This window comes from Caulobacter sp. GW821-FHT10C03 (assembly GCF_059415485.1).
The window spans coordinates 248,408-257,239 of sequence record NZ_JBWKNI010000004.1 but is presented as its reverse complement, the minus strand read 5'-3'; the positions used below and the strand labels follow the sequence as shown (position 1 = coordinate 257,239).

At 73.0% G+C, this 8,832-nt stretch carries 3 protein-coding genes; all 3 read left to right on the top strand.

Annotated elements, in window-relative coordinates; translation table 11 throughout:
- The first annotated feature begins 4 nt into the window (after window positions 1–4).
- From bcsA to bcsD, 3 genes are read left to right on the top strand one after another with little or no spacing between them, the layout of a single operon-like run.
- Window positions 5–4,393, top strand: coding sequence for a UDP-forming cellulose synthase catalytic subunit (gene bcsA / locus AC07NG_RS07110; RefSeq protein WP_494592941.1), 4,389 nt, complete (start codon window positions 5–7; stop codon window positions 4,391–4,393).
- Window positions 4,394–4,407: 14 nt separating this feature from the next.
- Window positions 4,408–8,361, top strand: a complete 3,954-nt coding sequence (locus tag AC07NG_RS07105; protein ID WP_494592939.1) for a cellulose synthase subunit BcsC-related outer membrane protein — start codon at window positions 4,408–4,410, stop codon at window positions 8,359–8,361.
- Window positions 8,358–8,825 carry a cellulose biosynthesis protein BcsD gene (bcsD, locus tag AC07NG_RS07100; RefSeq protein WP_494592937.1) on the top strand — a complete coding sequence of 156 codons (468 nt, stop codon included), beginning with the start codon at window positions 8,358–8,360 and terminating at the stop codon, window positions 8,823–8,825. The genes AC07NG_RS07105 and bcsD overlap by 4 nt, the downstream gene beginning before the upstream one ends.
- The last annotated feature ends 7 nt before the right edge of the window (window positions 8,826–8,832 follow it).

Here is an 8,832-nt window from a genome sequence, read left to right as displayed (position 1 = left end):
GCCGATGGACGCTGTGACGTCGCCTTCTGCTTCGGGGCCGGCTTCAGGGTCGCTGCTGGCGCGGCTGGCCTCGCGCGTGGGTGTCGCGCTGCTGATCGCCGCCGTCCTGGCGGTGGCGCTCGTCGCGATCGTCATCCCGCTCAGCTTCAAGGACCAGGCCCTGTTCGCGCTGGCGACCATCGTCGGGGTGATCGCGGCCAATCGCCTGTCGCAGTCCAAGCACCTGACCATTGCGCTGTGCGTGGTCTCGGTGATCGTCAGCACCCGCTATCTGTGGTGGCGCACGACCGAGACCCTGCATTTCCGCAATCTCGGCGAGGCCTTCTTCGGCACGGGCCTTTACCTGGCCGAGATCTACGCCTGGCTGATCCTGCTGCTCGGCTACCTGCAGACCGCCTGGCCGTTGCAACGGCCGGTGCGGCCGATCACCGGCGCGCCGGCGACCTGGCCCAAGGTCGACGTCTATATCCCGACCTACAACGAGAGCCTGGAGATCGTGCAGGACACGGTGCTGGCGGCGCTGGGCATGGATTACCCGCGCGACCGGTTCAGGGTGTACCTGCTGGACGACGGCCGCCGGCCCGAGTTCAAGGCCTTCGCCGAGAAGGCCGGCGCGATCTACATGACCCGGCCCGACAACTTCGGGGCCAAGGCCGGCAACCTCAACCACGCCCTGGGCCAGACCGAGGCCGAGCTGGTCTGCATCTTCGACTGCGACCACATCCCCACGCGCGCCTTCCTGCAGATGACCGTCGGCTGGTTCCAGGAGGACGCGCGCCTGGCCCTGCTGCAGACGCCGCACCACTTCTATTCGCCCGACCCGGTGCAGCGGAACATCCAGACGGTGAAGGACATCCCCGGCGAGGGCGACCTCTTCTACGGCGTGGTCCAGCCGGGCAACGACCTGTGGAACGCCGCCTTCTTCTGCGGCTCCTGCGCCATCATCCGCCGCGCGGCCCTGGAAGAGACCCACGGCTTCGCGCACGAGACCGTCACCGAGGACGCCCACACCGCGTTGAAGCTGCAACGCCGGGGCTGGAACACGGCCTTCCTGGAAATCCGGCTGTCGGCGGGTCTGGCGACCGAGCGCCTGGCTTTGCACATCGGCCAGCGCATCCGCTGGGCGCGCGGCATGACCCAGATCTTCCGGATCGACAATCCCCTGTTCGGCAAGGGTTTGAGCCTCGCCCAACGGCTCTGTTACCTGAATGCGATGCTGCACTTCCAGTTTCCGCTGCCGCGCATCGTGTTCCTGACCTCGCCGCTGGTCTTCCTGCTGCTGGGGTTCAACATCATCAGCGCCTCGGCCCCGATGATCCTGGCCTACGCCCTGCCTCACCTGGTGCACTCGATCGTCACCAACAACCGCATGCAGGGCGAGGAACGCATGGCGTTCTGGGGCGAGATCTACGAGACCCTGCTGGCCTTCCACCTGCTGGGGCCGACGATCGTCACCCTGTTCGCGCCCAAGCACGGCAAGTTCAACGTCACCGACAAGGGCGGCCGGCTGGAGAAGGGCTATTTCGACTGGTCGCTGATGTGGCCGCACATCGTGGTCGCGGGCCTGCTGATCGCCGGCCTCTGCTTCGCCATGTGGCGGCTGGCGACGGCCGAGCCGGACTTCGTGCTGGTCGGCACCCTGGTGCTCAACGCCTTCTGGACCCTGTTCAGCCTGCTGGTGCTGCTGACCGCCATCGCCGTCGGCCGCGAGACCCGGCAGGTGCGCCAGCACGTCCGCATCGAGGCCTCCCTGCCCGCCCGCCTGCGGCTGACCAACGGCGAGGTGCTGGAGGTCCAGACCCTGGAGGTCTCGATGGGCGGCCTGTCGGCGATCATTCCCGACGGCTTCTGGGGCGACGAGCGCCAGCTCGACACGGTCGAGTTCCTGCAGGACGAGCGCGCCCGGCCGTTCAAGGCGCGGTCCATCATGTTCGACAAGGGGGTCCTGAGAGTGCAGTTCCTGCCGCTCGGCTTCGCCGAACGCCGCGACCTGGTGCGCAACGTCGTCGGCCGCGCCGACGCTTGGGTGCCCAACGCCCACTGGGCGCCGGTGCGTCCCCTGGCCGCCCTGGCGGGGCTGGTCCGGGCCAGCGCCAGCATCCTGTTCTGGTGGCGGGCGGCCAAGCCCGCGGCCCTGGCGCCGCGCTCGCGCACGGGCGGCGGACCCGACGGCGGCCGGGCGGCGGTGATCGTCGCGGGCCTGCTGCTGGCCGGCGGCCTGGGCTGGAGCGGGCAGGCGAGGGCGCAGGATCCCGCGCCCGTCGCGGCGGCGCCGTCCGGCACGACCCGCGTGCTGACCCTCAAGGATCTCGGTTTTGGCCAGTCCCTGCGCCTGCGCGGCGTGCAGGGCGAGGCCGGCGTCGACTTCACCCTGCGCCGCGACGAGGTGGTGACCGCCGCCCGTCTCGTCGTCTCGGGCGCCTATTCGCCGTCGCTGCTGGGCGACCTGTCGCAGCTGGCCGTGACCCTGAACGGCGAGCCGGCCGGCGCGGTCATGCTGACCCCCGACCGGGCGGCCGGAACCGAGTGGTCGATCCCGATCGATCCGGCCCTGTTCCTGCGCGACAACAATCTGAACCTCCGCTTCATCGGCCACTACACCCGCGCCTGCGAGGACCCGCAGCATTCGTCGCTGTGGATGACGCTCAGCAACCAGCGCTCGCGCCTGGAGCTGACGGTCTCGCGCCTGCCGGCGAGCCCGGACCTGGCGATGCTGCCCGGGCCGTTCTTCGACAAGGGCGGCGGCAAGCTGGTGCTGCCGTTCGTGTTCGCCGAGACCCCCTCCGACGCGGTGCTGCGCGGGGCGGGGGCGGCGGCCTCCTATTTCGGCATGCGGGCCAGCTATCGCGGCTTCGCCTTCCCGACCCTGATCGGCGCCCTGCCGCAGGGCGAGGGCGTGGTGTTCGGCCAGTCGGGCCAGACGATCGGCGGCCTGACCCTGCCGCAGGTGAACGGCCCGACCCTGGCCGTGGTCGCCAATCCGCAGGCCCCCGACCATCGCCTTCTGCTGGTGATCGGCCGCGACACCTCCGAGATCCGCCGCGCGGCCCTGGCGCTCAGCATCTCGCAGGGCGGGCTGAACGGCGCCATGGCCCAGGTCGACACCGCCCTGATCGCCCCGCGCGCGGCCTATGACGCCCCGCGCTGGCTGCGCATGGATCGTCCGGTCCGCCTGGGCGAGCTGGTTGACGCCCAGCTTCTGCAGGCGCCGGGCCTGTCGCCGGCCCCGGTCTCCGTGCCGTTCCGCGTCGCGCCCGATCTCTTCCTGTGGCCGGTGCAGGGCGCGCCGCTGCGCGTGCGCTACCGCTATCCGAAGGGGCCGTGGTTCGACCGCGAGCAGTCGCGCCTGGACGTGTCGCTGAACGGCCAGTACCTGCGCTCCTATCGGCTCAGCGCCCAGGACCGCACCGCCGAGGTGCGGGGCCTGTTCAACCGCTTCGCCCGCAACGAGCACAGCCTGGACCTGCCGCCCTACCTGCTGTTCGGCGCCAGCCAGCTGCAGTTCTATTTCGACATCAAGAGCAACAAGACCGGGGCCTGCCAGGGCCAGCTGCCGACCAACGTCCACAGCGGCATAGACCCGGACACCTCGATCGACCTCAGCGGCGGCCGTCACTTCGCGGCCCTGCCGAACCTGGCCTTCTTCGCCAGCGCCGGCTTCCCGTTCACCCGCAACGCCGACCTCGACAAGACCACCGTCGTGCTCGACGCCAATCCCGGAGCGGCCGACATCGAGGCCTATCTGGCGCTGATGGGCCGGTTCGGCGACGTCACCGGCGCGCCGGTCACCCGGGTGGCGATCGCGCGCGACGCCGACGCGGCTTCGCTGAAGGGCCGCGACGTGCTGCTGATCGGCCGTCCGGACATGGTCCGGCGGTTCGGGGCGCTGTTCGCCGGCGCGCCGGTGCGCTTCGAGGACGACCGACTGCGCCTGAAGCTGGCCGCGCCGATCGAGCGGCTGTTCCTGATGGCCGACGGCGAGGCTTCGGCCGGTCGCGACCACGCCGACGACCTGCTGGTGGCCGGCGAGGGCTTCGAGGGCCTGGTCAGCTTCCGCTCGCCCTTCGATCGCGGCCGGGCGGTGGTGGCCGTGCTGGCCAGCGACCCGACCCGCCTGCCGGCGGTGGTGGCCCGTCTCGACGACCCGGCCCAGAACGCCCGCATCCAGGGCGATCTGGCCATCGTCACCGAGGAGGGCTTCTCCAGCTTCCAGGTCGGCAAGGTGTTCCACACCGGCGACCTGCCCTGGTGGGTCTACGGCATGTGGTGGCTCAGCCAGCGGCCGCTGCTGCTGGCGCTGTCGATCTTCGGCGTCGGCCTGGCCCTGTCGTTCCCGCTCATCGTCGCGCTGAAGGCCATCGCGCGACGCCGTCTCGAAGGTAGCGCCAAGTGAAGTCCCTGCGTCGCATGTCCGTGGAAGCCGCCCTGGCCGCCATCCTGCTGGCGGGCGGAACGGCGTCCGTCGCCCAGGCGCAGGCCCAGGGGGGAAGCGCCGCGGTTGGCGCCCTGGTGCGCCAGGGCGATTTCTGGAGCCAGAAGGGCCGTAAGGACCTGGCGGCCGACGCCTACAAGCGCGCCCTGGCGGCCGATCCCAACAACGCGGCGGCCAAGCGGGGCCTGGCGGCCCTCGACGCGCCGGGCGGCGGGGCCAAGACGCCTTCGGGCGGAGCGACGGCCGGCGGCGCCGACCTGGCCAAGGCCCGGGGCCTGGCCCAACGGGGCGAGAACGCGGCCGCCGCGGCGGCCTACCGCCAGGCGTTCGGCGGCTCGACCCCGCCCGACGCCGTCGCGCTGGAATACTACCAGACCCTGGCTGGCGCGCCGGGCGGCGTCACCCAGGCCCAGACGGGCCTGCGGGCGCTGTCGGCCCGCAAGCCGGGCGACCAGAACGTGCAACTGGCGCTCGGCCAGGCCCTGACCTATCGCGAGGGCACCCGCCGCGAGGGCGTGGCCCTGCTGGCCCGCTTGGCGGGCGGCGGCGGTTCCGTCGCCGGAAAGGCCGCCAGCGCCTGGCGCCAGGCCCTGACCTGGATGGACGAGAGCCCGCGCAACGCCGACCTGTTCGGCGACTACCTGGCGGCCCGTCCCAACGACGCCGAGATCTCGCGCAAGCTGGCCGCGGCCCGCACCGCGCCCAAGGCTCCGGCCGCTGCGGCCGTCGATCCGTCGGCGGGCGACCGGGCCAAGGGCTTCGAGGCCTTGCAGGGCGGCGACGTCGCCGAGGCCGAACGGCGCTTCCAGGCGGCCCTGGCCCGCCGCGCGGGCGACGCCGACGCCCTGGGCGGGCTGGGCCTCGTGCGGCTCCAGGCCCAGCGGTTCGGCGAGGCCGCCGATCTCTTGGGACGGGCCAGCCGGTCCAGCCCCGCCAGCGCCGGCCGCTGGAAGGAGGCCCTGACCAGCGCCCGCTTCTACGCCGGCCTGCAGGACGCCCAGGCCGCCCTCGACCAGGGTCAGGTGATCAAGGCCGAGCAGACGCTGCGGCCGCTGACCGCCGAGACCTATCCCGACCGGCTGCTGGCGCGCGGCCTGCTGGCCGAGGCGCTGCGCCGCCAGGGCAAGGCGGCCGAGGCCGAGAGCGCCTATCGCGCCGTGCTGGCGGCCGCGCCCAACCAGGCCGAGGCCCAGCAGGGTCTCGTCCAGGTGCTGCTCGACCAGGGCCGCACGGCCGAGGCCGACGCCGTGGCGGCCGCCTCGCCGGCCCTGCAGCCCGACGCCAGCGGCCAGAACGTGCTGCGCGGCCGCATCGACCACGAGCGCGCCAGCCAGCTGTGGGCCAATGGCGACCTCTCGGGCGCCAACGCCGCCTTCGAGAGCGCCCTGGCCGCCGCGCCGTCCGATCCGTGGGTGCGGCTCGACTTCGCCCGCTTCCTGGCCGGCCAGGGCGAGGCCCAGGCCGCCGAGGGGCTGATGGCCCCGGTCGGCGCCGGAACCCAGCCCGAGCAGATCCACGCCGCCGCCGTCTTCGCCGACCAGCAGGGCCGCCCGTCCGAGGCCCTGGCCCTGCTCGACCGCGCGCCCGTCGGCAAGATGACGCCGGAGATGACCGCCCTGCGCGGCCGGCTCGAGATCGACGCCGCCATCGATCAGGCCAAACAGGGCGGCGGCGTCGCCTCGTTGCGCGCCCTGGCCGCCCGCCCGGCGCTGCCGGTCGCGGCGCAGGGGCGCCTGGCCTCGGCGCTCTACGACCTGGGCGACCGCCAGACCGCCCTGGCCATGGCCCAGCGCACCCTTGTGGAGGGCGTCACCGAGGCGCCGGCCGGCTATGACGGCATGGTCGCGGTGCTGGCCAAGGCAGGGCGCGACGCCGAGGCCGCCGCCATCATCCGCCAGGCCTCCTCTCGTTCCGGCGCTTCGCCGGACGGGGTTCGAGCGGTCGCCGACCTGACCGCCACCCTCGGGGCCGAGCGGGCCGACCGCCTGCGCCAGGCCGGCGATCTGGCCAGCGCCTTCGACGTGCTGTCGGCCGCCTTCGCGGTGGCCCCGCGCAACACCCGCCTGCTGGCTCCGCTGGGCCGCGTCTACCAGGACGGCCGGATGTACGACGAGGCCGCCCAGGCCTTCGCCGTCCTGCTGCGCGCCAAGCCCGGCGACAAGGAGGCCCTGATCGGCCTGGCCGACGCCTCTGCCGCCAAGGGCGACGTGGCGAGCGCCCGCCGCACGCTCGCCCAGGCCATCGCCGCCAGCCCGCGCGACGCCGACCTCTATCTCGCCTCGGCCCGGGTCGAGCGCCAGGCCGGCGACGAGAAGGCGGCGCTGGAGGCCCTGCGCATGGCCCGCACCCTGCGCGAGCGGCGGCCGACCTTCGGCTCGGGTCTCGACGCCGTGCTGGCGCCGGGTGGCTCCAACGCCACCCCGGGCGGCGGCCTCGGCCCCAATCCGTTCACGGCCGGCGGCGTTCCAGCGCGGGCGGCGGTGCTGCCGGTGGCGGCCGGCCGATACGACCTGATGACCTCGGCCGCCGCCGCGCCCCTTACCGGCGTCGATATCGCGTCCGGCGGCGACCAACTGGCCGGCGTGCTGACCCCAGCGGCGCCCGCGCCGACCGCCCAAACGGCCGCCGAACGCGGCTTCGCCGGCGTCGCCTTCCCGTTCACCGGCCGCAACGGCCGCGCGGGCGAGGCCGCCTCGCCGCGTCCCACGTCCACCGTCTCGCCGTCGCCGGGCAATCCGTTCGTGGCTCCGGCCGCGCGCGACCCGGTGGTCGGCGACATCGACCGCCAGATCGCCGAGATCACCGCCCGCACCGCCGCCGAGGTGTCCGGCTCGGCCCAGATCCGCGCCCGCTCGGGCGAGGCGGGCCTGGGGCGGCTGCACGAGCTGTCGGCCAGGGCGTCGGCCTCGGCGTCGTTGGGCGAGGTGCGGTTCACCGCCTCGATCTCGCCGGTCAGCATCGACGGCGGCACGCCCTCGGGCTCGGCCGAGCAGCGCTACGGCGCCAACCAGATCATCAACGCCCGCGCCATCGTCGGCGCCTTCGCGCCGGTCTACGCCGCCGCCCCGCCGCAGAGCGCCTCGGGGGCGGCGATCAACCTGGCCATGGCGGCGGGATCCCTGTCGGCCGACATAGGCACAACCCCGATCGGCTTCGGCGACATCGACGTCGCCGGCGGGGTCGCGTTCTCGCCGCGCCTGGGCGCCAACGGCCAGGGCAAGCTGTGGGTCGAGCGCCGTCCGGTCACCGACAGCGTCGCAGCCTATGCCGGGGCCCGCGATCCGGTCACCGGCCAGCGCTGGGGCCGCGTCATGCGCACCGGCGGCGGGGTCAGCCTTTCCTATGACGACGGCGCTTCGGGGCTCTATGGCGACGCCAGCTACGGCCACTACGACGGCGAACACGTGGCCGACAACGACAGCTACCAGGTCAATCTGGGCGGCTACATCCGCCCCTATCGCCGTGGCGAGACCGAGGTTCAGGTCGGCTTCAACCTCAACCAGCAGGGTTTCGACAACAACCAGAACTTCTTCAGCCTGGGCCACGGCGGCTATTTCAGCCCCAAGTCGTTCACCAGCCTGACCGCGCCGATCAGCGTCACCGGCCGCCAGGGGCCGTGGAAGTTCAAGGGCGCGATCGCGCCGGGCTACCAGACCTACAACCAGGCCGGGGCGGCCTACTTCCCGATGGACGTCGCCTTGCAGACCGAGCTCAACACCCTGGCCCTGTCCGACAGCGACGTCTTCCCGCGCTATCTGGCGGAGAGCGCCAGCGGCTTTGGCATATCGGGCGGGTTGTCGGCCGACTACCAGTTCCGGCCCGGCGCCAGCATCGGCGGGGCCGTCAACTTCAACACCTTCGGCGTCTACAACGAGACCGCCGTCAGCGTGGGCGTGAAGCAGACCCTGGGCGGGGAGGGCGGCCGATGAGCGGAGATGACGCCCAGGCCAGAGACCTCGACTACCTGAACCGCCGCCGCGTCAGCCCGCAGTGGTCGCCGTTCCTGGCGGCCCTGGCCGGGGAACTGACCGCCGTCGCCGACCCGACCGCCGCCCGGCGCTTCCTGCGGGCCACGGGCGAGCGCATGGCCCGCCGCTTCGCCCTGCCGACGGTCGAGACGCTCGACGAGCTGGAGACGCAGCTCAATGTCGTGCTCGGCGGGATGGACTGGGGCTGGACCCGGCTGGCGGCGGCGGACGATCATATCCTCATCACCCATGGGGCCTGTCCCAATGCGCTCGACGACGACGACAGGCGGGCATGGCCGCCGCTCATGGCCGAGGTTCTGGCGGGGGCCTACGGCGCCTGGCTCGCCGCCCAGGGCAGCCCCGGCGGCGTCACCACCTGCCGCGATCCTTCGGCTTCGCCGCTGGTGTTCGAGCACCGGGTCTAGGCTGCTG